At 63.9% G+C, this 25,608-nt stretch carries 20 protein-coding genes; 10 read left to right on the top strand and 10 right to left on the bottom strand.

Annotated features, from left to right (window positions below; translation table 11 throughout):
* Positions 1-4: 4 nt before the first annotated feature.
* The 4 genes from ABWI03_RS07495 to ABWI03_RS07480 all read right to left on the bottom strand — a co-directional run bounded on the left by ABWI03_RS07495 (position 5) and on the right by ABWI03_RS07480 (position 5,115).
* Entirely contained in the window at positions 5-1,180 is a 1,176-nt protein-coding gene (locus ABWI03_RS07495; RefSeq protein ID WP_007736177.1) for an acyl-CoA dehydrogenase family protein, read from the bottom strand.
* Positions 1,181-1,287: 107 nt separating this feature from the next.
* Complete coding sequence (locus ABWI03_RS07490; RefSeq protein WP_020970172.1) at positions 1,288-1,734, bottom strand: hypothetical protein; 447 nt, start codon at positions 1,732-1,734, stop codon at positions 1,288-1,290.
* Positions 1,735-1,802: 68 nt separating this feature from the next.
* Entirely contained in the window at positions 1,803-4,337 is a 2,535-nt protein-coding gene (locus ABWI03_RS07485) for an ABC transporter permease (RefSeq protein WP_095972859.1), read from the bottom strand.
* Between the two features lie 4 nt (positions 4,338-4,341).
* Complete coding sequence (locus ABWI03_RS07480) at positions 4,342-5,115, bottom strand: ABC transporter ATP-binding protein (protein WP_003945134.1); 774 nt, start codon at positions 5,113-5,115, stop codon at positions 4,342-4,344.
* 271 nt (positions 5,116-5,386) lie between these two features.
* Here ABWI03_RS07480 and ABWI03_RS07475 point away from each other — a divergent pair, with 271 nt between their 5' ends.
* From ABWI03_RS07475 to ABWI03_RS07460, 4 genes are all read left to right on the top strand, one after another.
* Positions 5,387-6,949: a long-chain-fatty-acid--CoA ligase gene (locus tag ABWI03_RS07475; protein WP_298775345.1), complete on the top strand. Its 1,563-nt coding sequence runs from the start codon at positions 5,387-5,389 to the stop codon at positions 6,947-6,949.
* Positions 6,950-6,971: 22 nt separating this feature from the next.
* Entirely contained in the window at positions 6,972-7,382 is a 411-nt protein-coding gene (locus ABWI03_RS07470) for a YchJ family protein (RefSeq protein ID WP_298775342.1), read from the top strand.
* 56 nt (positions 7,383-7,438) lie between these two features.
* On the top strand, positions 7,439-8,029 hold the full coding sequence (locus tag ABWI03_RS07465; protein ID WP_298775340.1) for an AMIN-like domain-containing (lipo)protein: 591 nt from the start codon (positions 7,439-7,441) through the stop codon (positions 8,027-8,029).
* Positions 8,030-8,121: 92 nt separating this feature from the next.
* Positions 8,122-10,020, top strand: a complete 1,899-nt coding sequence (locus ABWI03_RS07460; protein WP_095972863.1) for an ABC transporter ATP-binding protein — start codon at positions 8,122-8,124, stop codon at positions 10,018-10,020.
* 83 nt (positions 10,021-10,103) lie between these two features.
* Here ABWI03_RS07460 and ABWI03_RS07455 read toward each other — a convergent pair whose 3' ends face one another.
* On the bottom strand, positions 10,104-11,879 hold the full coding sequence (locus tag ABWI03_RS07455; protein WP_095972864.1) for a DEAD/DEAH box helicase: 1,776 nt from the start codon (positions 11,877-11,879) through the stop codon (positions 10,104-10,106).
* A 102-nt stretch (positions 11,880-11,981) separates the two neighbouring features.
* Between ABWI03_RS07455 and ABWI03_RS07450 the strand changes: the two genes are divergently transcribed.
* The 4 genes from ABWI03_RS07450 to ABWI03_RS07435 all read left to right on the top strand — a co-directional run bounded on the left by ABWI03_RS07450 (position 11,982) and on the right by ABWI03_RS07435 (position 16,243).
* The gene (locus ABWI03_RS07450) at positions 11,982-12,809 is read left to right on the top strand and encodes a carbon-nitrogen hydrolase family protein (protein ID WP_095972865.1); all 828 of its coding nucleotides are present in this window, start codon (positions 11,982-11,984) and stop codon (positions 12,807-12,809) included.
* A 55-nt stretch (positions 12,810-12,864) separates the two neighbouring features.
* Positions 12,865-13,491: a phosphoribosyltransferase gene (locus ABWI03_RS07445; protein WP_235169839.1), complete on the top strand. Its 627-nt coding sequence runs from the start codon at positions 12,865-12,867 to the stop codon at positions 13,489-13,491.
* Between the two features lie 126 nt (positions 13,492-13,617).
* Positions 13,618-14,316, top strand: a complete 699-nt coding sequence (locus ABWI03_RS07440; protein WP_095972866.1) for a DUF8548 family protein — start codon at positions 13,618-13,620, stop codon at positions 14,314-14,316.
* Between the two features lie 139 nt (positions 14,317-14,455).
* Positions 14,456-16,243, top strand: a complete 1,788-nt coding sequence (locus tag ABWI03_RS07435; protein WP_095972867.1) for an AMP-dependent synthetase/ligase — start codon at positions 14,456-14,458, stop codon at positions 16,241-16,243.
* Positions 16,244-16,299: 56 nt separating this feature from the next.
* Here the strand turns inward: ABWI03_RS07435 and ABWI03_RS07430 are convergent, their stop codons facing one another.
* The 3 genes from ABWI03_RS07430 to ABWI03_RS07420 form a co-directional block, all read right to left on the bottom strand.
* Positions 16,300-17,286 carry an NAD-dependent epimerase/dehydratase family protein gene (locus ABWI03_RS07430; RefSeq protein WP_298775331.1) on the bottom strand — a complete coding sequence of 329 codons (987 nt, stop codon included), beginning with the start codon at positions 17,284-17,286 and terminating at the stop codon, positions 16,300-16,302.
* Positions 17,287-17,373: 87 nt separating this feature from the next.
* Positions 17,374-18,744, bottom strand: coding sequence for an FAD-binding oxidoreductase (locus ABWI03_RS07425; protein ID WP_298775329.1), 1,371 nt, complete (start codon positions 18,742-18,744; stop codon positions 17,374-17,376).
* Complete coding sequence (locus ABWI03_RS07420) at positions 18,741-19,442, bottom strand: FadR/GntR family transcriptional regulator (protein WP_095972869.1); 702 nt, start codon at positions 19,440-19,442, stop codon at positions 18,741-18,743. The genes ABWI03_RS07425 and ABWI03_RS07420 overlap by 4 nt, the downstream gene beginning before the upstream one ends.
* A 92-nt stretch (positions 19,443-19,534) precedes the next feature.
* On the opposite strand from ABWI03_RS07420, the gene ABWI03_RS07415 reads away from it, so the two are divergent.
* Positions 19,535-20,152, top strand: a complete 618-nt coding sequence (locus tag ABWI03_RS07415) for a cysteine hydrolase family protein (protein WP_298775327.1) — start codon at positions 19,535-19,537, stop codon at positions 20,150-20,152.
* Positions 20,153-20,157: 5 nt separating this feature from the next.
* On the opposite strand, the gene ABWI03_RS07410 is transcribed toward ABWI03_RS07415, so the two are convergent.
* Positions 20,158-20,799: an alpha/beta hydrolase gene (locus ABWI03_RS07410; RefSeq protein ID WP_298775324.1), complete on the bottom strand. Its 642-nt coding sequence runs from the start codon at positions 20,797-20,799 to the stop codon at positions 20,158-20,160.
* An 83-nt stretch (positions 20,800-20,882) separates the two neighbouring features.
* On the opposite strand from ABWI03_RS07410, the gene ABWI03_RS07405 reads away from it, so the two are divergent.
* Positions 20,883-24,326, top strand: coding sequence for a TM0106 family RecB-like putative nuclease (locus ABWI03_RS07405; RefSeq protein WP_298775322.1), 3,444 nt, complete (start codon positions 20,883-20,885; stop codon positions 24,324-24,326).
* 63 nt (positions 24,327-24,389) lie between these two features.
* Here the strand turns inward: ABWI03_RS07405 and ABWI03_RS07400 are convergent, their stop codons facing one another.
* Positions 24,390-25,565: an amino acid deaminase/aldolase gene (locus ABWI03_RS07400; RefSeq protein ID WP_298775319.1), complete on the bottom strand. Its 1,176-nt coding sequence runs from the start codon at positions 25,563-25,565 to the stop codon at positions 24,390-24,392.
* Between the last annotated feature and the right edge of the window lie 43 nt (positions 25,566-25,608).

Here is a 25,608-nt window from a genome sequence, read left to right as displayed (position 1 = left end):
CGCCTCACAATCCGAGGATCGAGGAGGCGATGATGCTGCGCTGCACTTCGCTCGATCCGCTGTAGATGGATACCTTGCGGTAGTTCAGGTACGTCGGGGCAGTGTGCTGCGCCCAGCTCGCGGAGGCGATGTCGCTGCCCGCGTCGTACGGCAGTGAATCAGGGCCGGCCACGTCCATCAGCAGTTCGACGCTCGCCTGCTGCAATTCGGAGCCACGAAGCTTCAGCAGCGACGACGCCGGGTTCGGCTGGCCGTCAGCGGAACTGGCGACCACCCGGAGCTGAGTGAGCTCGAGGGCAAGCAGTTCGTTTTCGAGTTCGGCGAGACGGGCGGCGAAGAGCGGATCTTCGAGCAGTGTTCCGTTACCGACCTTGACCTCGGCAGCGCGGGCCTTGGCCTGGGCCAGCCGAACCTTCGAGAAACCGACGCGCGTGACACCGGTGCGCTCGTTGCCGAGCAGGAACTTGGCGTAGCCCCAGCCCTGGTTCTCTTCACCGACCAGGTTCTCTCCCGGCACACGGACGTCCTCGAAGAACACTTCGTTGACCTCGTAGCCGCCGTCGATCAGCTTGATCGGGCGGACCGTGACGCCAGGCGTCTTGAGATCGACCAGGATGAACGAGATGCCGGCCTGACGCTTGGGCGCATCGGGATTGGTACGCACGAGGCAGAAGATCCAGTCGGCGTACTGTCCCAGCGTCGTCCACGTCTTCTGACCGTTGATGACCCAGTCGTCGCCGTCGCGGACCGCGCGGGTCTTGAGCGACGCGAGGTCTGAGCCGGCCTCGGGTTCGGAGAATCCCTGGCACCACCAGATGTCGAGGTTGGCGGTCGCGGGAAGGAACTTCTCCTTCTGCTCCTGCGAGCCGAAGGCTGCGATGACCGGACCGACCATGTTGGCGTTGAACGCCAACGGTTCGGGGACCGACGCAAGCTGAAGTTCGTCGAGCCAGATGTTGTGCTGGACCGGGGTCCAGTCCTTGCCGCCCCACTCGACCGGCCAGTGCGGTACCGCCAGACCGTGAGCGTTGAGGATCTGCTGCGCCTCGACCATACGGTCGCGCCCCAATTCCTCGCCGTGGGCGTACGCCTCCCTGATGTCCGCGGGGATTTGCGTACGGAAGAACGTCCGCATCTCGTCGCGGAACGCTAGTTCCTCGTCGGTCAATGCCAGGTTCATCGGGATTCCTTCGCACTCGAAACCGGATTCATGTTCGGTTCGACCGTACCCCGACGACACTGGAGGCGGAACAGGTACCGCGAAAGACGGCACTCAGAACCGAGCTACTACACGGTTTTGAGGACCAACAGGTAACCCCCGCCCGCGGCGTCGATGCTCGTTTCCACATTCAGCGACGGAGCCAGTCGCGACAACCTGTCGATCAACCAGTCCGACGCTTCCTGGGCATCGTCTTTGCCCGGGCAACGAGCGACGGCGACGCGACCACCCTTGCGCTCGAGCTGCTCGACGACCCCGATGATCGGAGCGGGATCCACGACGAACAACCGATCCGGCCACTCCACAACAGGTTTGACCGCACCCTTCTTGGTGTTACATGCGCGGTGCGCCAAGCGTTCGACACCACCTTTGGTCTTGCCACCCTTTTTCGCGGTGTTGATGCTGTCGATGCTCGGGCCGCGCGGATCGTTGACGGACATGTCGGGATCGACCGGTTCGTCACACAGCCAGCAGCGCCAGGATTCACGTTCGCCGACTTCTTGAAGGGTGCTCATGTGGCAACGGTACCGTGCGCACTTTCGGCTGTTTCCGCTGCCGAAAGTGCGCACGGGGGCCGAAGGCCCTACATGTCTGCAATCGCCTCCAGCGGCTTCGTCTTGGCCGCTCGGTTGGCCGGCCACAGTGCGGCCAAGACACCGACCACACCCGAGCCGATCAGCATTCCGACCACCTGACCCCACGGGATCGTGATCTTGTCGAGGCCCTGGTCGGCAAGGGTGCTCACAAAGGCCCAACCGAACGCGATGCCGAGAACAACTCCGACCGCTGCGCCGTACACCGCGATAAGCACCGACTCGAGATAGATCGTTCGCCGCATCTGTCCGCGCTGCATGCCGACGGCTCGCAGCATTCCGATTTCTCGTCGCCGCTCGACCACCGACAGCGCCAAGGTGTTGATGATGCCCAGGATTGCGATCACGACCGCGAGTGCAAGCAGTCCGTAGAGGATCGCCAGCAACGTGTTGATCTGTTGCCCCTGAGTTCCCTTGAACTCCTCACGATCCTGCACCTGGACGACGACGTACTTCTCCGTGGCCGTTTCGAGTTCGGATCGCAGCGTGGTCAGATCCGCGCCGGGCTGCGCCTTCACCAGCACCACGAAGTCCGGCAGGCTCTCCGCTGGCATCAGCTTCCGGTACGCCTCGTCCGAGACGATCCACGAACCGATCAGCTGGTTGTCCTCGAACACTCCCGCGACAACCGTCTGGTACTCGACGCCGCCGGGACCGGTCAACGTCTGAGTCGAGCCCACAGTCCAACCCTTGTCGTCCGCAGTCGACTTCGAGACGAGCATGTTGTTGCCGGTCAGATCGACCGTGCCCTCGAGAATCTTGTACTCGAGCACGCCTTCGATCGGTCCGTCGAACGAAGCGCCCTGCTCGTCCTCGCCGTCGACCTTCGCACGCACTCCGTGCAACGACGTCGCGCTCTGCACGTCGGGCACCTGTCGGACTGCGTCGGCCGCACCCCGCGGCACGCCGATCGCGTTGGGGCCGGTCAGGATGTAGTCGGCCGAGACACCCACGTCCACAAGAGCATTGATGCTCGCCTTGGCCGAAGATCCGAACACTCCGATGACCGTCACCAGCATCAGACCGAGAGTCAACGCGAATGCCGTTGCAGCCGTACGGCGGGGATTGCGCACTGCATTGGTACGAGCCAGCCGCCCGATGGCGCCGAACGGCTTGGCGAACACGGCACCGAGCGCGCCGACGATCGGCCGCGACAGGGCCGGAGCACCGAGAAGAACCGCGATGATCAACGAGAACGCACCGAGCCCGACGATCAGAGCCGCGCCGCCACCGGTACCGCGAGAGCCGAATACGAGCAGTGCCACACCGATCACGCCGAGAATCGCACCGATCAGCGTCCGCACCCGCAATGAGTCGCCGGTCGAGGCGAACTCCTCACGCATGGCCGCTACCGGCGGGATCTTCGACGCACGACGAGCCGGGGCATAAGCGCTGAGCGTCGTGACGACGACGCCGACCACCAACGCGACGATGATCGTGCGGGCACCCACCTGGAGCGGGCCCTCGGGCAGACCGACGTCGAACGTGTTGAGCAGACTGCGCAATCCGTAGGCGAGACCGATGCCGCCGAGCAGACCGATGATGCTGCCGATGAGTCCGACCACGAGCGCCTCGGTGACCACCGAGCGGCCGACCTGCGCCCGGCTCGCACCGATCGCACGCAGCAGCGCCAGCTCACGAAGGCGCTGGGCCACGATCATCGAGAAGGTGTTGTAGATGATGAACGTGCCGACGAGCAGAGCAATCGCACCGAACGCCAACAGGAAGTAGTTGATGAAGCTCAGCGCCGAGTCGACCTCCGCCTTGGTTTCCTCGCGAACCTCGTCACCGGTCTGCACCTTGAGATCGGGGAAAACCTGCTCGACGCGTTGCTGCAGTTCCGTCTGGGACACGCCGTTGCCCGCGACGTCGATGTACTCGACATGTTGGCCGTCGGTGAAGAGTCCACGGGCCTGCTCGTCGGTGAAGAGCGCGCCGATGAATCCACCGGTGTCACTACCGGCGCCCTCGTAGATGCCGGACAACGTCACGTCCACGATTCCGCGGGCCGGTGCCAGAACCTTGGCGGAGTCCCCCACCTTCAGCCCGGCTCGCTCGGCGGCGCTGGTGTTGAGCGCCACCTGGCCGGTCTGCGTCGGAGGCGCGCCTTCGACGAAGGTGTCGGGTTCGGCAATCGCCTGGCCGGGCGGCAGGTAGGACTGACCGATACTCGGCGCACCGCCGGTCTGAACAGCGCCGCCGTCTGCATTGATCAGGACGATCTGCCCGCTGACGGCCGGAGCTACCGCTCGGACACCGTCGACAGCGGCAAGTTTGTCGACATCCTCGACCGGAACGCCGCTGGTGTTGCGCTCTTCCATCGACACCCGCACGTCGACGCCCTGGGCGGTGTTCTCGAAGATCGAATCGAAAGTCTTCTGGAGGGTGTCGGTGAAAACGAACGAACCCGCGACAAAAGCCGTGCCCAGCACCACGGACAGAACCGTCAGCGCAAGTCGCACCTTGTGTGCCGCCAAGTTGCGCAGGGAAACCTTGCGCATCGGCGAGTTACTTACCGAAGCCATGTGCTCAAGCCCCGGCTTCCACGTTCACGACCGCCTGCGGAGCGTCCAGACGCTTCATCCGGTCGAGGACCGAATCCGCCGTCGGCTCGCGCAATTCGTCGACGATCTTGCCGTCCGCGAGGAATACCACCCGATCGGCATACGCCGCTGCCCGCGGATCGTGTGTCACGATCACCACTGTCTGGTTGAACTCGTCGACAGCCGCCCGCAGGATCGAGAGCACCTCCCCGGAGGACTTCGAATCGAGGTTTCCGGTCGGCTCGTCGCCGAAGATGATCTCCGGCTGACCCGCCAGCGCACGCGCGCACGCCACACGCTGCTGCTGACCACCCGAGAGCTCTCCTGGCCGGTGATCGAGCCGATCTCCCAGACCCAGCTTGGTCAGGACGCTGTTCAGCCAGGTCGGATCCGCTTTGCGTCCCGCGATGTCGAGCGGCAGCGTGATGTTCTCGAGCGCAGTCAGCGTCGGCACCAGGTTGAAAGCCTGGAAAACGAAACCGATGCGATCGCGTCGCAGTTGGGTCATCTGTTTGTCGGAAAGCGTCGTGAGTTCCGTGTCACCGATGAGAACAGAACCCGAACTGGCGGAATCCAGACCGGCGAGGCAATGCATCAGCGTCGACTTGCCGGAGCCGGACGGGCCCATGATCGCCGTGAACTCACCGCGGGCAAAATCTGCGGAGACCGAACTGAGGGCGTGCACCTGGGTATCTCCGGTGCCGTAGGTCTTGGACAGGCCGACTGCGCGGGCCGCGACATCCTGGGCGTGCGAACTCATGATCGCCTTTCCTGTTCACTTCGTACTACTTTGCGGGCGTGACGGGCGCCCGTGAAAACACGGACGCCCGCAATGGTTGGTTCCATCCTGTCGGGTGGCGGGCGCCCCCGCCATCGGGGACCACCCTGATATCCGTGGCAGAGCCGATCAGGGTCTGGGAGATCACGGCTCTCCGACTGGTGCGCACTGGTGTGCATTGGAGAGAAACAGCGATACGAACGGCGGACGCACACTAACCTTGTGACACCAATCACACGAGAGAGGCGGCCGAATGTCCGACGCCACCGCTGGAATCATTTTCGATCGGCTAGAGCACTGGGCGACGGTCAAGCCTGATCAAGCAGCGATGACCTTCCAAGGAACCGAATACACGTGGGCCCAATGGCGGGAACGCATCTTGAAGATCGCCGCAGCACTCGCCGAATCCGGGATCCGCGCCGGCGATACTGTCGCCTTCGTCGACAAGAACCATCTGTCCTGCCTCGAAGTCACCTACGCCGCCTCACTGCTCGGCGCCGCGAATGTCGTTCCCAACTGGCGACTTTCGAGCGAAGAGCTGGATTACGTACTCGCGGACTGTGGCGCTCGCATCCTGTTCGTCGGCAGCGAACTACTCCCCCAGATCGTCTCCATGCGAGACCGCCTGACGGCCGTCGAATCGATCTTCGCCGTCGGCGGTGAACACGACGAATTCGAACCCTGGATCGACGAGGTCGCCCCGCTGAGCTCCCGACCCGAGGTGAGCCCCGATGCCACCGCACTGGTTCTCTACAGTTCCGGAACGACCGGTCGACCCAAAGGCGTCCAGCTCACGCATCGAAACCTGTTCGCGCACAGCAACAGTGTTCTCGAGATCCTGCCGGCCCACGAGGATCATCGATTCCTGATCGCGATGCCGATGTTCCACGTCGGCGGAACGTGCTACGCCATCATGGGAATTCACGCCGGCGGACGCTGCTACTTCACCAGAGAAGCGGACGGCCCGTCGATCTTCGCCGGTCTGGCCGCCGGAGCCAACATCGCCTTTCTCGTCCCACCGGTCATTGCCGGAGTCCTGGCCGCAGGCGAGCAGGCGGTCGCCGCCTTCAAGGCATTCAAACGCATCACGTACGGCGCCGCACCCATGCCGCTCCCGCTGTTGCGTGCGGCACTCGCAGCCTGGCCGGACACCGAATTCGTCCAGGTCTACGGCATGACCGAGATGGCGGGCGTCGTCACGGCGTTGATGCCGGACGTTCACCGCGACGAGTCGCAGATCGAGCGCATGGCGTCAGCAGGCACAGCGATCCCCGGCGTCGAGATGCGCGTGGTGGACCCCGTCACGCTCGAAGACGTGCCTACCGGTACGACCGGCGAACTCTGGTGGCGATCAGAGCAGTGCACTCCCGGATACCTGGGTAAGCCCGAGGCGACAGCCGAAACGATCACCGCAGATGGATGGCTGCGGAGCGGCGACATGGGCCGCGCCGACTCCGGCGGTTTCGTGTTCATCGAGGACCGCCTCAAGGACATGATCATCACCGGCGGCGAGAACGTCTACTCCCCCGAGATCGAGCGAGTTCTGGTCGAGCATCCGGCGATCGCCGAAGTCGCGGTCATCGGCGTGCCAGACGATCGTTGGGGTGAAACCGTCAAGGCCGTCGTGGTTCTCACCGGCGATGCGCAGATCGACGAAGCCGAACTGATCACCTACACCCAGGAACGTCTCGCAAAGTTCAAGTGCCCGACCAGTATCGACGTCGTCGAGATCCTTCCACGCAATCCCACCGGAAAGATCCTCAAGCGCGACCTCCGCAAACCGTACTGGGAGAACCGCGAACACAAGTTGGTCTGAGACCCCGTGCTGTAATGGGGCGGTGACCTCGAGCCGCCCCACCAGACCTCGCCCGAACGATCCGTGTCCGTGCGGCAGTGGCAACACGTTGGCCGAGTGCTGTGGCAAGTACGTCAGCGGTGACGCGCACGCACCGACCGCCGAAACCCTGATGCGTTCGCGCTACACCGCATTCGCGTTGTTGGACGACGAATATCTCACGCGGACTTGGCATCCCGACCATCGCCCTACCGAACTCGATCTCGACCCCGACCAGAATTGGCTCCGCTTGGAGATCCTGGACACCGAACGAGGTGGGCTGTTCGATTCCGACGGCATCGTGGAATTTCGCGCTCACTACGCATTCGGACGCAATCGGGGAATGCTCCACGAACGCAGTCGATTTGCGCGAGCAGACGGCAAGTGGCTCTACGTCGACGGCGATATCGGTTAGGTAACTCCGGGCACCGCCGCCGCGGATCCCGATTACGCGAGCCCTACGATCGAGTCATGACAACGAACCGGACGAGATCATTTGCCGCTGTCGCTGCCATCGCAGTGGGCGTGAGCCTGACTGCCTGTTCGCAGGACACGGAGACCACTCCCACGGCAGCCACCTCGGCCGTCACCTCGACATCGAGTGCCGCAGCGTCGACCACAGAACCAGTCCCGACGGACAGCTCGGACAAGACGTCGGCTGCGGGTACCGAGTCCAAGCTCACCGTCGTCGACGTCCGCGTGGGCGAGCACGACGGATTCGATCGTGTCGTCTACGAGATGGGCGGCACCGGCACACCCGGATGGCGCGTGAAGTACGTCGACGCGGCCACGCAGGAGGGCAGCGGAAAGCCCGTGGACATCAAGGGTGCCGCAGTGATCCAGGTCCTGATCGACGGTTCCGCCTACCCCTTCGACAGCGGAGTCGAACAGTACTCCGGCCCCAACCCGGTTCCCGGCGTCGGCGGAGTCGTGACCGAGGTCAACGGGTCCAACGTCTTCGAAGGTGTCACCCAGTCGTTCATCGGGGTGACCGAGAAGCAACCGTTCACGGTGACGACGCTCAGCGATCCTCCGCGAGTCGTGGTCGACGTGGCCCGCTGAGGCCACACTTGACCTGAAGTTTGGTTTAGGTTCTACCTTCGTGTCGTACCGGCCACGTATTCTTCGTGGCCGGCGACCGGAGGGGCGAAGTCATGAGTATGGAAGTCACCGCGTGGAACGCGATGTACAACGCGATGCACGCGCAAGAAGATCGGCGCCCGTTCTCGAAGGCGACACTGAAGCGAATCGCGACGTTCGCGGTTCCGCAGAAACGTAACCTCAGCTGGTACCTCGTACTGAGCGTCGTCACCGCTGCACTTGCCGTGGCAACCCCCGTCCTGGCCGGGCGCGTGGTCAACGCGATAGTCGGCGGCGACGCCGTGGACGTAGTCGTCAAACTTGCCGCGCTGATCGCACTGGTTGCACTTCTCGAAGCCGCTCTGGGCCTGTTGACCCGGTGGCTTTCGGCCAGCATCGGTGAAGATCTGATCCTGCATCTGCGCACCACCGTCTTCGATCACGTCCAGAAGATGCCCATCGCGTTCTTCACCAGAACTCGAACCGGAGCGCTGGTCAGCCGGCTCAACAACGACGTCATCGGCGCTCAGCGCGCCTTCAGCGACACCTTGTCCGGAGTGGTCAGCAACCTGGTCACCCTGGTGATCACGCTGATCGTCATGCTCGGGATCTCCTGGCAGATCACCGTCCTCGCGTTGTTGCTTCTCCCCATCTTCGTCATCCCCGCTCGGCGGATGGGCGCAAAACTTGCAGCACTCAATCGTGAAGCAGCCAACCATAATTCGCTCATGAGCACCCAGATGACGGAGCGGTTCTCCGCTCCCGGAGCGACTCTGGTCAAGCTGTTCGGTCGCCCGTCGCAAGAGTCTGCGGAGTTCGCGGTTCGTGCCAGGCGTGTGCGCAACATCGGAGTCCGGACCGCAATGCTGCAGTCCGTCTTCGTCACAGCGCTGACACTGGTCTCGGCCCTGGCTCTTGCCCTCGTCTACGGGCTCGGCGGCTTCTACGCGCTGCGCGGACAGTTGGACGCAGGCGCCGTCGTTGCGATGGCGTTGTTGTTGACGCGCCTGTACTCGCCGCTGACCGCACTGGCCAGCGCGCGGGTGGACGTCATGAGCGCTCTGGTCAGCTTCGAGCGGGTATTCGAGATTCTCGATCTGGCACCGCTCATCACCGAGAAGCCCGATGCACGCACGGTGCCGCAGGGCCCGGTGTCGGTCGAGTTCAAGAACGTCACTTTCGCGTACCCGTCAGCGGACAAGGTGTCTCTCGCCTCTCTGGAGGAAGTCGCGATCCTCGACACTCGCGGCGGCGAGGACGTGTTGCACGACCTGTCGTTCCGCACCGAAGCAGGACAGATGGTCGCCCTGGTCGGCACGTCCGGTGCCGGAAAGTCGACCGTTGCCCAGATGATTCCGCGTCTCTACGACATCGACTCCGGATCGGTCGAGTTGGGCGGCGTCGACGTCCGCGACCTCAGTGCCGATTCCATCCGCGAGACCGTCGGCATGGTCACGCAGGACGGGCATCTGTTCCACGAGAGCCTTCGATCCAACCTGCTCCTTGCCCGACCGGATGCCACAGAAGAAGATCTGCGTGAGGTGCTGGAGCGAGCACGTCTCACCGACCTGGTTGCGTCGCTGCCCGACGGACTGGAGACCGTGGTGGGTGAGCGCGGATACCGCCTCTCGGGCGGCGAGCGTCAACGCCTGACCATCGCGCGACTGCTCCTGGCCCAGCCTCGCGTCGTGATCCTGGACGAGGCCACCGCGCATCTCGACTCGACGTCGGAAGCCGCGGTTCAGGAAGCACTCGGCGAAGCACTCGCCGGGCGGACTGCAGTGGTGATCGCTCACCGTTTGTCGACGATCCGTTCAGCCGACCTGATCCTTGTCGTCGAAGCAGGCCAGATCGTCGAGCGCGGAAATCATGAGGAACTGCTGGCGCGCGGTGGTCGGTACGCCGAGTTGTACCGCACGCAGTTCGACACCAACGCCAGGAAGAACGACGCTCTCGCACCGACGCCGATCTGACTACCGCCCGGCGCGCTGAACTGGCCGACAAAAACAGGCGCTGTCCTCCTCACGGAGGGCAGCGCCTGTTTCAGCTCTGTACGTCAGTCGTTGTAGCGATCGCGTCCGCCACCGCGGCGGTCGTCACGTCCACCGCGATCGTCCCGGCCACCACGGTCGCCACGGCCACTCGGACGTCCCTGGGGCGGGCCGAAATCAGGCTGCAACTGGATCAGGACGCCGGAGATGCGCGTACGACGCAGAGCTTCGAGAGTCTCGTTGGAGAGGTCGGCCGGCAGCTCGACGATGCTGTGATCCGGGCGAATGCTGATGTGCCCGAAGTCGCTTCGACGGAGTCCACCCTCGTTGGCGATGGCACCGACGATGGCACCCGGAACGACGCGGTGACGCTTGCCGACGGCGATGCGGTACGCAGCCAACTCCTGGCCCTCGGGTCCACGCGAGCGAGGAGCCGGGCCGTCGTCGAAACGACGAGGGGGACGCGGTTCACGCGGCTCGCGCTCACGACGCGGCGGTGCCGGCGGCTCGGGAGAAAGCAAGAATGCTTCGCCGTCACGCGACTGCAGTGCCAGAGCGGCAGCGATGTCGATGAGCGGAACGTCGTGTTCCTGGTCGTAATCCTCGATCATCTTGCGGAACATCGCGAGATTCTCCGAGGCCAGGCTCTCGGTAATGGAGTCACCGAACTTGGCCACACGCTGGGCGTTGACGTCGTCGACACTGGGAAGCTGCATCTCCGCAAGCGGCTGACGCGTCGCCTTCTCGATGGACTTGAGCAGATGCCGCTCACGCGGTGCCACGAACAGCAACGCGTCACCCTGACGACCGGCGCGGCCGGTACGACCGATGCGGTGAACGTACGACTCCGTGTCATGCGGGATGTCGTAGTTGACGACGTGGGAGATTCGATCCACGTCGAGGCCGCGCGCAGCAACGTCGGTGGCGACGAGGATGTCGAGGGCCCCGCTCTTGAGCTGACCGATGGTCCGCTCACGCTGTGCCTGGACGATGTCGCCGTTGATCGCGGCGGCCGAGTGCCCGCGGGCTCGTAGCTTCTCCGCCAGGTCTTCGGTGGCCTGCTTGGTGCGGACGAAGATGATCATCGCCTCGAATGCCTCGACCTCGAGGACTCGGGTCAGTGCGTCGAGCTTGCGCTGGTGAGCAACCTGAATGTAGCGCTGTGTGATGTTCGAAGCGGTCGACGTCTTGGACTTGACGGTGATCTCGACCGGATTGTTCAGGTACTGCTTCGAGATCCGGCGAATCGAGCCGGGCATAGTCGCGGAGAACAGGGCGACCTGCTTGTCGCCGGGGGTGTCGCGGAGGATGCGCTCGACGTCCTCCTGGAAACCCATCTTGAGCATCTCGTCGGCCTCGTCGAGAACGAGGTACTTGAGATTGGTCAGGTCGAGGGTGCCCTTTTCGAGATGGTCGATGACACGACCCGGGGTACCGACGACGACGTGTGCACCGCGGCGCAGGCCGGACAGCTGGACGCCGTAGCTCTGGCCACCGTAGATCGGCAGGACGTTGAGTCCGGGGATGTGCGCGGAGTACTTGCCGAATGCCTCGGCAACCTGAAGCGCCAGCTCACGCGTGGGAGCAAGCACCAGCGCCTGGGTCTGCTTGATCGACGTGTCGATCCGCGACAGGACTGGAACTGCGAAGGCTGCGGTCTTGCCGGTACCGGTCTGTGCGAGACCGACGACGTCCTTGCCTTCTAGCAGCGGCGGAATGGTGGCAGCCTGAATGGGCGAGGGCGACTCGTAGCCCACGTCTGACAGTGCCTTCAGTACCCGATCATCGATGTCGAGGTCGGCAAATGTTGGGGGTTCGGGGTCACGCTCAATATCACTCATTTGACCAGCAGTTTAGCGGATAGAGTATAGACACGACGACATACCGGGGGTGCATTTACGACAGATCCACCCTCCCAGCGGGTTTCGCCTAGCGTAGGAAGCATGACCGAAGCCACCGCAGCCACCCCCGCCCAGACCGTTGTCGCGATTGCCCAATTCGCCCCGGGGACGGACAAGAAAGCCAACCTCGAATCGCTGCGATCACTGGCTTCCGATGCAGCAGCACGGGGCGCGAAAGTTGTCGTGGCGCCGGAATACTCGATGTTCACCGCACCGAAGACGGATGAACGGCTGATCGAGTCCGCAGAGGGCCTTGACGGCGAATTCGGTTCGGCACTGGCGGCGGTCGCCGCAGAGTTGGGAATCTTCCTCGTCGCGGGAATGAACGAGCGGATCGACGACGTGAGCAGAATCTCCAACACTCTCGTCGCGATGGACCCGAACGGCGAACTGGTGGCGACCTACCGGAAACTGCATCTTTACGACGCTTTCGGATACCAGGAGTCGGCCGTGATCCGTGCCGGCGACATCACGGAACCGCAGACTTTCGGGTGCGACGGCCTGACCTTCGGCCTCCAGACCTGCTACGACCTGCGCTTTCCGGAAGTCACCCGGCGCATTGTCGACGTCGGCGCGGACATCCTGCTCCTGCCCGCCCAGTGGGTGCCCGGGCCACTCAAGGAAGATCACTGGACCACTCTCGTACGCGCCCGGGCCATCGAGAACACGATGTACATCGCAGCGGCTGATCAGAGCGCGCGCGGCGGCGCTGGTGCCAGCATGATCGTCGACCCGATGGGCGTCGTGATGTGCTCACTGGGCGAGCAGGTCGGTGTCGCCACCGCAACCGTGTCGGCCGCTCGCATCGCCGAAGTCCGGGAGAAGAACCCCGCTCTCGCCCTGCGGCGGTTCACGGTCTCGTCGCGGTGACGCGCAGCGAGTAGCGTCGAACTGGTCGGGGTTCGAGCTTCTCGAGGACAACGCGGTGACCCAGTATCGGGATCGATCTTCCGCCGGCAAATTTCTGGCCGGGCGGCTCGAGTCTTTGCGTATCGACAAGCCTGTCGTTCTCGGACTCCCACGCGGCGGAGTACCGGTAGCAGCCGAGGTGGCTGCGGCACTGAACGCTCCGCTGGACATCGTGGTGGTGCGCAAGCTCGGCAGTCCGTACAACCCGGAACTGGCGATGGGCGCAATCGGTGAGGGCGGCGTGCGAGTCCTCAATCACGATGTCATCGCAGCGGTACGCGTCTCGAAACGTGAACTCGCCGCCGTCGAACGCGACGAGCGAACCGAATTGGACCGGCGGGCACGTCTCCTGCGCGAGGGACGGACCCCGGTTTCCCTCCACGGACGCACTGCGGTGATCGTCGACGACGGAATGGCTACGGGTGCGAGTGCAGCCGTTGCCTGTCGCTGCGCGCGCACCGCGGGTGCTGACTCCGTGATCGTCGCTGTCCCCGTCGCCTCCCCCGAAGCCATGAGAGTGATCGCATGCTCCGCCGATCGCGTCGTCTGCCCCTTCGTTCCTGCCCTGCTGGGCGGCGTCGGTGCTGCATTCGAGGACTTTCATCAACTCAGCGACGACGAAGTGCTGACCTTCCTCGCCTGAGTGCAGACCTCTCCAGCCTGAGCACAGACCAAGAGGATTCTGAGAATTTGTGATGTGTGCAACATTTCGCTCCTCGGTGCCGATAGGCCAAATGGAACAAAAAGAATTCGGCTTTCTGGAGGAACCGTGACCATCTCGACCGATACCGTCGACGCCGTCGCAGCCGCGTGCCGTGACCGCCTGGGCGACCCGTCCGCCTGGGTTGCGTCAGACGCTTATCGACAGAGCCTCGCCCTGTGCATCATCGAATCCGTTCAGTCCACGTCGGGTCACAGCGAAGTGACCGTCGTCGATCGCTACCTCGCCTACCGGCGAGCCCGCGAAGACAAACCCGTCACGGACGGCGCACGCGAACTACTCCGCACCTTCGAGGAAGCCGGGAGTTCGGACCAGTGGGCAGGCAAGATCGGTTCGTACAAGCGCCGCTACACGGCAACGGGCGTCCCGATCGAGGCACGGCACATCCAACAGGTCGCCGAGAAACTCCATCACTTGCGAATCAACAGCGTCGAGGATCTGCTGTCGGCCGCTGATTCCGACCACGCTCTCGACGCGGTTCACCTTGCCTGGGTGGACGCCTGCGGAGACGGTTCCGAAGTGACCTGGGCACACCTGTTGATGTTGGCCGGAATTCCACACACCGATCTGGGTACCGCTGCCGACACCTTCATCAGCGCAACACTCGGCACCACCGAGGTGCCGGGAGACACGTCGGAGATCCTCGCAGCTACTGCAGAGCAACTCGGAGTGGATCCGGACCGATTGGACTACGCAATTCGCCGGTGGTTGTCCGTGCACGGCCGCACGCTCCAACACGTCGCCTGATTACCTGTAAACAGGCGGTCACACTAAACTGCAGGTCAGCGCCCGACCAGTTCTACCGAATAGTAACGACAGTGCAAAATGACGACTAATGTGATGCAATGCACATCAGAAATGTCAGTAGTCACTGGAGGGGTCAATAGTGCGCGAGTTCTCAGTTCCACAGTCGTTCTCAATTCCGGAGAACGTTTCCATGGCCGACTCCGTGTTCCGTCACGCCGAAGAAGACCCCACATTCGTGCCGTTCAAGAGGCCGTCGAACGGCGGATGGGTCGACGTCACTGCAGCTGAATTCGCGAAGCAGGTCTCCGCAGTTGCCAAGGGCCTGATCGCTTCGGGTGTCGAGCTCGGCGACCGCGTCGCTATCCTGTCCGCGACTCGCTACGAGTGGGTCGTTCTCGACTACGCCATCTGGACTGCCGGCGGATGCACCGTCGCGATCTACGAGACCTCCTCCCCCGACCAGGCGCAGTGGATCCTCGAGGATTCCGCGACGACACTTCTGGTCGTCGAAACGGCCAAGCACGCGGAGACTCACAAGGAAGTCACCGACGGCGCAGAAGCCCTCCGCGAGGTTCTCGTCATCGAGTCGGGTGCGATCGACGAGCTTTCCAGTCGCGGTTCGGCAATCACCGACGAAGAACTGCACACTCGTCGTCACCAGGTCACCGCTGCCTCGCCCGCGACCCTGATCTACACCTCCGGAACCACGGGACGCCCCAAGGGCGTCCAGCTGACGCATTCCAACTTCTACGCCGAGTCCAACGCCTGCCGCCTGGCCATGCCGGAGTCGATGGTCCCCGGCAAGAAGACGCTGATGTTTCTGCCGCTCGCCCACGTATTCGCGCGTGCGATCTCCTTCGGTGCTTTCGACGCCAAGGTCACCGTCGCCCACACGTCGGACCTGACGACGCTCCTCGAGCAGTTCGCCGGTTTCAAGCCCAACTTCATCCTCTCGGTGCCTCGCGTGTTCGAGAAGGTGTACAACTCGGCTCGCCAGAAGGCAGTCGACGGCGGTAAGGGCAGCATCTTCGACAAGGCTGCCGCCACGGCCATCGAATACAGCGAATCCCTCGAAAAGGGTGGCCCCGGACTGGCACTCAAGCTCAAGCATGCGGTATTCGACAAGCTCGTCTACTCGAAGTTGCGCGCAGCACTGGGCGGCGAGTGCGAGCGTGCAGTCTCCGGTGGCGCAGCCCTCGGCGCGCGCCTCGGCCACTACTTCCGCGGCGTCGGCATCCCCATCTACGAGGGCTACGGACTCACCGAGACCAGCGCCGCAATCACCGTCAACACCTCGAGCGCGCAGCGCGTCGGCACCGTCGGCAAGCCGATCAACGGCCACGCCGCCCGGATCGCCGAAGACGGCGAACTCCTCCTGCAGGGCCCGGTCGTCTTCGCCGGCTACTGGCACAACGACAAGGCGACGGCCGAATCGATCGTCGACGGCTGGTTCCACACCGGCGATCTCGGATCGATCGACAACGAGGGCTACGTCTCCATCACCGGTCGCAAGAAGGAAATCATCGTCACGGCCGGCGGCAAGAACGTCGCACCGGCCGGCCTCGAGGATTCCCTGCGCGCGCATGCTCTGATCAGCCAGTGCCTCGTCGTCGGTGACGGCCAGCCGTTCATCGGTGCACTGATCACTCTCGATCCGGAAACCCTGCCCGGTTGGGTCGAGCGCAACGGACTGCCCGCCGGCACCCCGATCGCCGATCTGGTGAAGAACGCCGACCTGATCGCCGAGATCGATTCGGCCGTTGCCGACGCCAACAAGAAGGTCTCCAACCCGGAGCAGATCAAGAAGTACACGATCCTCGAGGTCGACTTCACCCAGGAGACCGGTGAATTGACGCCGACTCTCAAGCTCAAGCGCAACATCATTCACGAAGCTCACAAGACCAAGATCAGCGACCTGTACGCCTGACCGATCGTCTTTCACGAGTGTGGCCCGGTTCGAATACGAACCGGGCCACACTCGTTTCATTCTTCGGCGGCGAGTAGTTCTCTTTCGATCTCCGGGGGCAGTCCGTGCACAGCACGATCCTCCCGCTGGGTCGGGGCAGTTTCCCGCTGCATCCACTCCCAGGTATCTCGCACGGTTTCTTCGACGGGACGGCACTGCAACCCGGCCCGCGATGCCTTGGTGGTGTCGGCTTCGAGGAAGCCGGCGAACTCGCCCTCTTGTGGAACCCAACACGGAAGTTGCGTCCACGGCTGCGCTCCCGCTGCCGCCAGTCGACCCTCGTCGATCCACACGAGTTCCGCGTCCGAACCGGTGGCGTCCACGCACGCCTCGAGGAGCCCGGAGGTAGTGGTGTGCCCGGACGCACTGATGACGTCGTACGCCCCGCTGATCTTTGCCGCCAGTCCGGACAGGACAAACGATGCGACGTCACGAACATCGACGTACTGCAGCGGTCGAGTCGGCGCTCCCGGGGCCACGACACGTCCGCCCGTAGCGATGCGCCGTAGCCACCACGGCAGCCGCCCGATGTCCTCGTGCGGGCCGAGGATCAACCCTGCCCTCGCGAGCAGCGCCTCCGGGAAGGATTCCAGGACAGCGAGTTCGGCCCCACGTTTGGCGGACGCGTAATCGGTGTTGTCATCGGACGTCGCAGATGCGGCAACCACCGGTGAGGTCTCGTCTACGTGCAAGCCCCACCGATAGGCCGATACGCTGGAAACGTACGCGTACCGGTCGACGCGGCCGCGCAAGATCCGGGCATTTTCAGCCACCACTCGGGGGCTACCCGACCACGTGTCGACCACAAGGTCCCATCGACGATCACCGAGCGCATCAACCATCGCTCGCTGATCGGTGCGATCCGCGAACAGGACCTCCGCTGTAGACGGCGGCGCTCCGGTGAGCCCCCGATGGAGCACTGTCACTTCCCAGCCCCGAGCCAGAGCGTCGTCGACGAGAGCACGGCCGAGGAACCGTGTTCCTCCGAGCATCAACAGCTTCATGACGGATATCGTCACTCGAAAAGCGTCGTGCAGCAACACGTTCGTCTGGTAGCGCAATTCTCGACGAGTGAGGGTCGGACGAGGCGCTCAGATACCTCGTCCGGGATTGAGAATGTTCTTCGGATCGAATGCGGCCTTCACTGCAAGCATCATTTCGCGTTCGGTCTGGCCGACCATATCTGCCATGTACGGCGCTTTGAGAACGCCGATACCGTGTTCACCACTGATCGTTCCGCCCAAATTCAATGCGCCGGCAACGATGTCGTCGAACGCTTGACGCGCACGATCCTGCGCTCCGGGGTCGGCGGCATCGAACACGATGGTGGGGTGGAGATTTCCGTCGGCGGCGTGACCGAACGTTCCGATCGTGACACCGTGACGCCCAGCTGCCTCGCGGATGCACCCCAGCATGGACGGCAACGCCGGAACTGGCACCGCGACGTCGTCGAGTAGCACCGTTCCCAACGCCTCGAGAGCGGGCAACGCCATCCGCCGGGCGGCAGTGAACTCTTCACCTTCCACCGGATCGTCGGTGTGGAAAACTTCTCGCGCCCCGACGCTTTCGCACGCCGCGGCACAGTCCGCTGCCTCGGCGGCCGCTGACCTACCGTCGCACTGGATGAGCAGCATCGCCCCGGCCGATTCGTCCAGCCCCATCTTCGTCAGGCGATTGACCGCGCCGATCGTGACGTCGTCCATCAACTCCAGCTGACACGGTTCGGCCACTGCCGACACGGCGAGGACGGCATCGATTGCGGACTCCGCGGAATCGAAGAAAGCGACGACGGTGGTCGCGGCTGTCGGCGCTGTACGCAGACGCATCGTGGCTTCGACGATGACCGCCAGAGTCCCCTCCGACCCCACGAGCAGATGTGTCAGGTCCAGTCCCGCAACATTTTTGCGCGTCCGTGCACCGGTACGGATCACACGCCCGTCGGCCAGCACCGCCGTCAGGGCAGCGACGTGATCACCGGTGACGCCGTACTTGGCGCAACAGATGCCGCCTGCATTTGTCGCCAGATTGCCGCCGATACTCGAGATGGCCCGGCTTCCCGGATCAGGAACGTACCAAAGGCCCTGCTGTGCAGCCGCTTCCGCCAGGTCACCGTTGATCACTCCGGGCTCCACCGTGGCGGTACGTGCAGCGGGATCGATCTCGAGAATGCGATCCATCCCCGCGACGCTCAGAACGATGCATCCGTCGAGTGCGTTGGCGGCGCCGGCCAACCCGGTACCCGCCCCTCGTGTCACCACGGGAACGGAGAGTTCATGGGCCACGGTCATGACCGCGACGACGTCGTCGACAGTCTTCGCCTTGACCAACGCAGCGGGACTTCCGGCCGCGGTGAGCAGCGATTGATCGCGGACGTACGCGCCCATGCGGTCGGGGTCGGTTGTTGCCCTGTCCCCCAGCGCTTTCTGCAAGCGTTCACCCAACAGGTCGATACTCGTGGTCATTCCGTTCGTCCTTCGTAGAATCCGCGCACATGGCGCTCGACCAGATCGGCAGCCTCGTCGGCTGCGCCGCGCTCGATCGCGTCGGCGATGCCCTCGTGTTCTGCCAGCAGTGCGCCCAGCGTGGCTGCCGAGTTCTCGCGCGAGTCGAGTTCGCTCAGCAGGTAGCCGGCAATGCTGTCGCGGAGAACCGTCATGACCAACCCGAATGCCTTGTTCCCGCCTGCTCCGGCGAGCGCGACGTGAAAGTCGACGTCTGCGTCGTGGAAGGCGACCGAGTCGTCGGCACGCGTCGCGACTCGCATCCGCTCGATCGCAACCCGGGCGTCGCCTGGCACGGCTACGAGTGTGCGCAACGCTGCGGCTTCGAGCAGCACCCGCAATTCGACAAGATCGCCGAGCGGAACTGCCCCCACCTGCAACGCCGTACTGAGAGCGGTGGCCGCAGAATCGGCCGTATGCTCGTGCGTCACCCGAGGCCTGGCAGTCGAAGTAGTGTCCGCCCCGGTCAACAATCCCTGCGCTTGCAGCACGCGAAGTGCCTCGCGCACCGTCGATCGACCCACCGAGAACGTCTGCGCGAGTTCCTGTTCGGTCGGCAATGCCTCCCCGACGGGAAGCGAGCCGTCGAGAATGGCAGCGCGGATTCTTCCCGACACGGCAAGGCTGAGCGGCATGCGCGACAACGGAGTCGTATCCATGCCGCGACGCTACCACCCCTTGCCTGCTTGTCTGACAAACTGTTTAATTGAGAAGATTCGTGACCCGGACCACAACAGAGAAGGTGCCGACCATGACCGACAAGCTCGAACTGGATCCCGCAACCACCGCCGTCGTGCTCATCGAGTACCAGAACGACTTCACCACCGAAGGCGGTGTCCTCCACGAGGCCGTCGCACCGGTCATGGAATCGAACGGACTCCTCGCGAACACCGCCACGCTGGTCGATGCGGCGCGCGCGGCGGGTGTCACCGTGATGCACGCACCGATCACCTTCGCCGAGGGGTACAACGAAATCACCTCGCATCCTTACGGAATCCTCAAGGGCGTCGTCGACGGCAAGGCTTTCGTGAAGGGTTCGTGGGGAGCCGCGATCGTCGACGACCTCACCCCGAAGGACGGCGACATCGTCATCGAGGGCAAGCGCGGACTCGACACATTTGCCAGCACCAACCTCGATTTCATTCTGCGCAGCAAAGGAATTCGCACGATCCTTCTCGGCGGCTTCCTGACCAACTGCTGCGTCGAATCAACCATGCGCACCGGATACGAGAACGGCTACCGGGTCATCACACTCACCGATTGTGTGGCCGGAACGTCGGTCGCCGAGCACGAGAACGCGATCACCTACGACTACCCGATGTTCTCGCATCCCGTCACGTCGAAAGAGGTGCTCGACGCGCTCTCCTGAGAGGACTACCTGGAATGCGCGAGAAGGAATTCACGGCTGACGTTGGTGACACTGGCGTGAACCTTCTCGTGCAGCAGGTCGTGACCGGCGTCCTCGAACTCGCGCATTTCGACGTTGCGCAGCGTCCGCGCCCAGTCTCGGACGGGATCGACCGGGGCGATCCGGTCGTCGGTGCCGTGAACGACCAGGACTGGGATACCAGCTTCGGAGAGTTCCGCCCACCCGTGTTGCTCCACCGCGCTGCGCGGAATGCCGCACAACACGGCGGACGCGAACTCGTGATCGCGGTGAGCCAGCACCGTCAGCGCCGTCACGGCACCTAACGAATGCCCCATCACCGCCTGCGGAACTTCGGGCAGTTCGGCCAAAGCGATGTCAGCCAGCGTGGCTGCATCGGCAGCAAGATCGGAGAGCGGAGCTCCGACCCCCGGATCACCCTCCGACAAGCCGTGTCCGGTGTGATCGATCGCCCACACGTCGATCCCCGACACCGTCATGGCGCTCGCGAAGCGGTGATACTGCCCGCTGTGCTGACCGAGACCGTGCAGAAAGATCAATGACACCGTTGGCGCCGCACCCCCTGCCGCCGGCCAATGCCGAAAGTGCACTTGACCGGTTCGTCCGTCGAAGAAAGGCATGATCGTCATTCTGCACTCCGTTGCCGGTATCCGCGGCGCGTGGGCGATTACTGGTGGGTTGCCTTGTCGGTGAGCGATGGCACAATCTCCGTGTGTTCCTACTCGATGATCAGATCGTCTACAGCGCCAGTGACCTCTCGGCCGCGGCCTCGTGCGAGTTCGCGCTGTTGCGGCAACTCGACGCCCGTACCGGTCTGATCTCAGCCGAGAAGGCCGAGGCGGATCCGATGCTCGAGCGGACGTCGAGCCTCGGCGACTCCCACGAGCGCGAACAGCTTCAGAAGTTCATCGATCAACACGGAGACGGCGTGGTCGTCATGCCGCGACCGGAACACTCGCGCGCAGGCCTGACAGCCGCCACCCTGGCCACCGTCGAGGCGGCCCGATCCGGCGCTCCCGTGATCTATCAGGGAACCTTCTTCGACGGCCGATTCCTCGGCTTCTGCGACTTCCTCGTCCGCGAGGGCGACACGTACGCGGTCTACGACAGCAAACTCTCCCGGCATGCCAAGGTGTCGGCGCTCCTCCAACTCGCCGCGTACGCGGACGCATTGGAGCGCAATGCAATCGCAGCCTCCGATCAGGTTCATCTGCTTCTCGGCGACGGCAGCACGTCGTCACACGACATCGGCGACATCGCACCGGTTTTCGCGGCGCGCAGAGCCGAACTTGAACGAGTCCTCGACGAGCATCGCGCCGAGGGAAAACCCACCCAGTGGCTCGACGATCGATACCTGCGCTGCGGCCGCTGCGACACCTGCAGCGTCGAGGTCGAGAACCATCGCGATCTGCTGCTGGTTGCGGGCGTCCGCGGCAACCAGCGCGAACAACTGATCGTCTCGGGAATCACGACAATCGACGGACTCGCCGTGAGCACTGGACCAGTCGAAGGAATCCGCCGGGAAACACTCGACAAACTCCGTGCACAGGCTGCGGTTCAACTACGCCAGGAACAATCCGGCGACGCCGAATTCGAGGTCTACGAACCCTCGGCGCTCGGCGGTCTGCCCGTCCCCGACGACGGCGATATCTTCTTCGACTTCGAGGGGGACCCACTCTGGGCCGAGGACGGATCCACCGATTGGGGGCTGGAGTACCTGTTCGGCGTGGTCGAAGGCCCGGCAGACGACTACGTGTTCAAACCCTTCTGGGCACACGATCGCGAGGGTGAACGCCAGGCGCTCCTCGACTTTCTCGACTACGTCACCGCGCGCCGAGAAGCTCACCCCGGCATGCACATCTATCACTACGCCGCGTACGAGAAATCGGCCCTGTTGCGCTTGGCCGCACGTCACGGCGTCGGCGAGCAAACAGTGGACACGCTGCTCAGCGAGAACGTCCTCGTGGACCTCTATCCGATAGTCCGCGCCTGCCTGCGGATCGGACAACGCTCGTACAGCATCAAGAAACTCGAGCCGCTCTACATGGGTGAGCACGGCCGCGACGGTGACGTCACCAATGCCGCCGCTTCGGTCGTCGCTTATGCCGACTACTGCGAACTGCGAGACGGCGGACAGGCCGACCAGGCCAGGGAACTTCTTCAGGGTATCTCCGACTACAACGAGTACGACTGCGAATCCACCCTGCGCCTGCGCGATTGGCTCGCCGAGCGCGCCGCAGAACACGGCGTGGAACTGCGTGAGCCCACCGGACAGATCAAGATTCCACTCGAGGAACTCACCGAATCGGAAATCGCGCTCCGCGACTTCGCAGGCCACAAGGCCGGTTCGACACGCACCCCCGATCAGCAGGCTGCGGCGCTCCTGGCCGCTGCAGTGGGATACCACAATCGCGAACGGAAGCCGTACTGGTGGGCGCACTTCGACCGATTGGTCACTCCGATCGAAGACCTCGTCGACGTCCGTGACGTCATGGTGGTAGATCAGTCCGAGATCGAAGCGGACTGGCACAAGAGCACCCCGCGGCAGAAGAAGTTTCGTCGCCACATTCAGCTGACCGGAAGTTTCGGCACCGGAACGTCTTTGAGCCCGGGCAGTGATCTGTTCGCTCTCTACGCAACCCCCTCCCCCGATGCCGTTGCAAGCGAGAACCCCACCCAGCGCGGCACCAGCAGCGTCAAGGTCACCGCCGTGGTCAAGTCCGAAGGACTCGACGTGGTCACCGTCGAAGAACTGCTCAGCGGTGACGAATACCTCGACGCCCCCGTCGCATTGGCACCCGGTCGTCCGATTCCCACCGGACGCATGGAGAAGTCGATCGCCGCTGCCGCGTCCGGCGCCAGCGAGAGCCTGCCCGAGCTGCCACGCATCGCAGCGGTCGACATTCTCCGGCGCAGCACCCCGAGGACGCTCTCGGGTTCACCGCTCCCGCCCGTCGGAACCGACAACAACTACGCGGACGCCATCACCGCCGCACTTCTCGACCTCGATGATTCCTACGTGGCAGTACAGGGTCCCCCCGGTACGGGCAAGACCTACACGGGCGCCCGTGTCGTCAAGACACTGATCGAAAAGCATCACTGGCGAATCGGAGTGGTGGCGCAATCACATTCGGTGGTCGAGAACATGCTCGGCGGCATTCTGAAGGCCGGCGTGGACCCTGCACTGGTCGCGAAGAAGGGCAGCCGCAGCAAGACCGCAGAATGGCAGGACATCGCATCCGAAGAATATGCGGGATTCATCGCCGAAGCCGAAGGCGTCGGCTGTGTCATCGGCGGCACTGCGTGGGACTTCGCGAACACCGATCGCGTTCCGGCAGGCAGTTTGGACCTGCTCGTGGTGGACGAGGCCGGCCAGTTCGCGCTCGCCAACACCATTGCCGTCGCGATTTCCGCGCGCAACCTGTTGCTACTGGGCGATCCCCAGCAGCTACCCCAGGTCAGCCAAGGTACGCACCCCGAACCTGTCGACGAATCGGCACTCGGTTGGCTCGCCGAGGGACACGGCGCACTGCCACCCGAACTCGGCTACTTCCTCGAGAAAACGTGGCGGATGCACCCCGATCTGTGTGCGCCCGTGTCCGCACTGTCGTACGAGGGCAAGCTGCATTCCCAGGAAACCGTGAGTGCGGCAAGGAAACTCGACGGACTCGCTGCTGGAGTACACACGGTGTTCGTCGATCACCGCGGCAATTCCACGTACTCCCCGGAAGAGTCCCAGGAGATCGTTCGCCAGATCCAGAGCCTCCTCGGTACGCCATGGACCGACCCGAGCGAGTTCGAGGGCACCCGCCCCCTCGAGCAGTCGGACATCCTCGTGGTCGCGGCGTACAACGCCCAGGTCGGCACCGTCGAGCGCGATCTCACCGAGGCCGGTCTCACGGAGGTCGAGGTCGGTACCGTCGACAAGTTCCAGGGCCGCGAGGCCGCTGTGGCAATCGTGTCGATGGCCGCCTCCGCCGTCGAGGACGTTCCGCGAGGAATGTCGTTCCTGCTGTCGCGAAATCGCCTCAACGTCGCCGTCTCCCGCGGCAAGTGGTGCGCGATCATCGTTCGATCGCACGCATTGACGCAGTACATGCCGAGCACGCCCGCTGGATTGGTGGAACTGGGCGCGTTCATGAGGTTGACGAGCTAGGCGATGCCTGCCCTACCCGAAGCACTGCCCTACCCGAAGCACTGCCCTACCCGAAGCACTGCCCTACCCGAAGCACTGTCCTTCGCCACGGTAGGTGGGAACCGAGGTTCTGCTGCCGTCGGCTTCGACCACGTACACGCGGTCGAAGCGCTCGCACAACTCGCCGGCTTTGGCGTGCCGGAACCACACGCGGTCGCCGATCGCGATGTTTCCGGCTTCCTTTCCGGTGACCGGCGTCTGAACCTCGCCTGCGCCTTCGTTGCGGAGCAGTTTGAGACCGGAGGGCCAGACCGGCGACGGAACGCGGGTGGCTCCCGCAGGTCCCGACGCGATGTATCCGCCGCCGAACAGGGTCGTGACAGACGGGGTCGGCTTGCGCACTGCCGACAGCGCGAAGAACAGTGCCGGATCGGGACGGAAGGCGCGGTAGCGGTCGAACAGGGTCGGTACGTACAGTCCAGATCCTGCTGTTACCTCGGTCACCACAGGATCGGCCGAGCTGACCTCCAGTGACCCCGTACCGCCGCTGTTGACGATCTCGAGTGCACCCACGGCATCGGTGACTGCTGCAACCACTGAGCCCCTTCTGGACGCCAATTCTCGGGCGGACGCCTTCTTGACCCAACCGATCGGAGCACTGGTGTCCGGGAGGCCGGCGATCTGCGCCTCGTAGAACATCACTCCTGCGACGGAGAAACCGCGCTGGCGAGCACGCGCCGCGAGTGCGGCGACCGCGGCAGGTTCGCGCAGCGGTGAGCGTCGTACGCCCAGATGGATCGGGCCGATCCGCAGTGACGCGTCGACGTCGAGACACACCCGGACGGGCGCATCTCCTGTCGACGCCGAACGAATGAGATCCAACTGTGCGTCGTCGTCGATCATCAGTGTGATCGATGCGAGTGCGGTGTCATCGGCAGCGAGATCCGCGATGGCGCCGCGATCGGCGGTCGGGTATCCCATCAGGATGTCCCGTGCGCCGAGCCCGACGAGCCACAGAGCCTCACGCAATGAGTACGCCATGATTCCGCGGAATCCACCGGACGCGGTCAGTGTGTCGCCGAGAGTTTCGGCCAGAACCGTACGACAACGGACCGATTTGCTCGCCACTCGCACTGGAGTTCCACCGGCGCGGCGCACCAGGTCGGCTGCGTTACTGCGCAGTGTGGTCAGATCCAGAGCAGCCAGAGGCGGGTCGAGTTCTCGCGTGGCAGCAGTGAGTCGATCGAGGGTCCTGGTCACAGATGATCCAATCGTCGAGGCGTGCGACCAGTCAATCACCAAT

The organism is Rhodococcus baikonurensis (genome assembly GCF_040489275.1).
Lineage (GTDB): Bacteria > Actinomycetota > Actinomycetes > Mycobacteriales > Mycobacteriaceae > Rhodococcus_F > Rhodococcus_F baikonurensis.
The sequence above is the reverse complement of the archived record's forward strand: the minus strand, read 5'-3'. Positions and strand labels throughout refer to the sequence as shown.

Excerpts from the sequence above, each read along its gene's own strand:
- ABWI03_RS07410 (WP_298775324.1), bottom strand. The coding sequence starts at position 20,799 with ATGACGATCATGCCTTTCTTCGACGGACGAACCGGTCAAGTGCACTTT.
- ABWI03_RS07495 (WP_007736177.1), bottom strand. The coding sequence starts at position 1,180 with ATGAACCTGGCATTGACCGACGAGGAACTAGCGTTCCGCGACGAGATG.
- ABWI03_RS07430 (WP_298775331.1), bottom strand. The coding sequence starts at position 17,286 with ATGAAGCTGTTGATGCTCGGAGGAACACGGTTCCTCGGCCGTGCTCTC.
- ABWI03_RS07450 (WP_095972865.1), top strand. The coding sequence starts at position 11,982 with ATGACCGAAGCCACCGCAGCCACCCCCGCCCAGACCGTTGTCGCGATT.
- ABWI03_RS07465 (WP_298775340.1), top strand. The coding sequence starts at position 7,439 with ATGACAACGAACCGGACGAGATCATTTGCCGCTGTCGCTGCCATCGCA.
- ABWI03_RS07480 (WP_003945134.1), bottom strand. The coding sequence starts at position 5,115 with ATGAGTTCGCACGCCCAGGATGTCGCGGCCCGCGCAGTCGGCCTGTCC.
- ABWI03_RS07485 (WP_095972859.1), bottom strand. The coding sequence starts at position 4,337 with ATGGCTTCGGTAAGTAACTCGCCGATGCGCAAGGTTTCCCTGCGCAAC.
- ABWI03_RS07490 (WP_020970172.1), bottom strand. The coding sequence starts at position 1,734 with ATGAGCACCCTTCAAGAAGTCGGCGAACGTGAATCCTGGCGCTGCTGG.
- ABWI03_RS07475 (WP_298775345.1), top strand. The coding sequence starts at position 5,387 with ATGTCCGACGCCACCGCTGGAATCATTTTCGATCGGCTAGAGCACTGG.
- ABWI03_RS07425 (WP_298775329.1), bottom strand. The coding sequence starts at position 18,744 with ATGACCACGAGTATCGACCTGTTGGGTGAACGCTTGCAGAAAGCGCTG.
- ABWI03_RS07420 (WP_095972869.1), bottom strand. The coding sequence starts at position 19,442 with ATGGATACGACTCCGTTGTCGCGCATGCCGCTCAGCCTTGCCGTGTCG.
- ABWI03_RS07460 (WP_095972863.1), top strand. The coding sequence starts at position 8,122 with ATGAGTATGGAAGTCACCGCGTGGAACGCGATGTACAACGCGATGCAC.
- ABWI03_RS07455 (WP_095972864.1), bottom strand. The coding sequence starts at position 11,879 with ATGAGTGATATTGAGCGTGACCCCGAACCCCCAACATTTGCCGACCTC.
- ABWI03_RS07415 (WP_298775327.1), top strand. The coding sequence starts at position 19,535 with ATGACCGACAAGCTCGAACTGGATCCCGCAACCACCGCCGTCGTGCTC.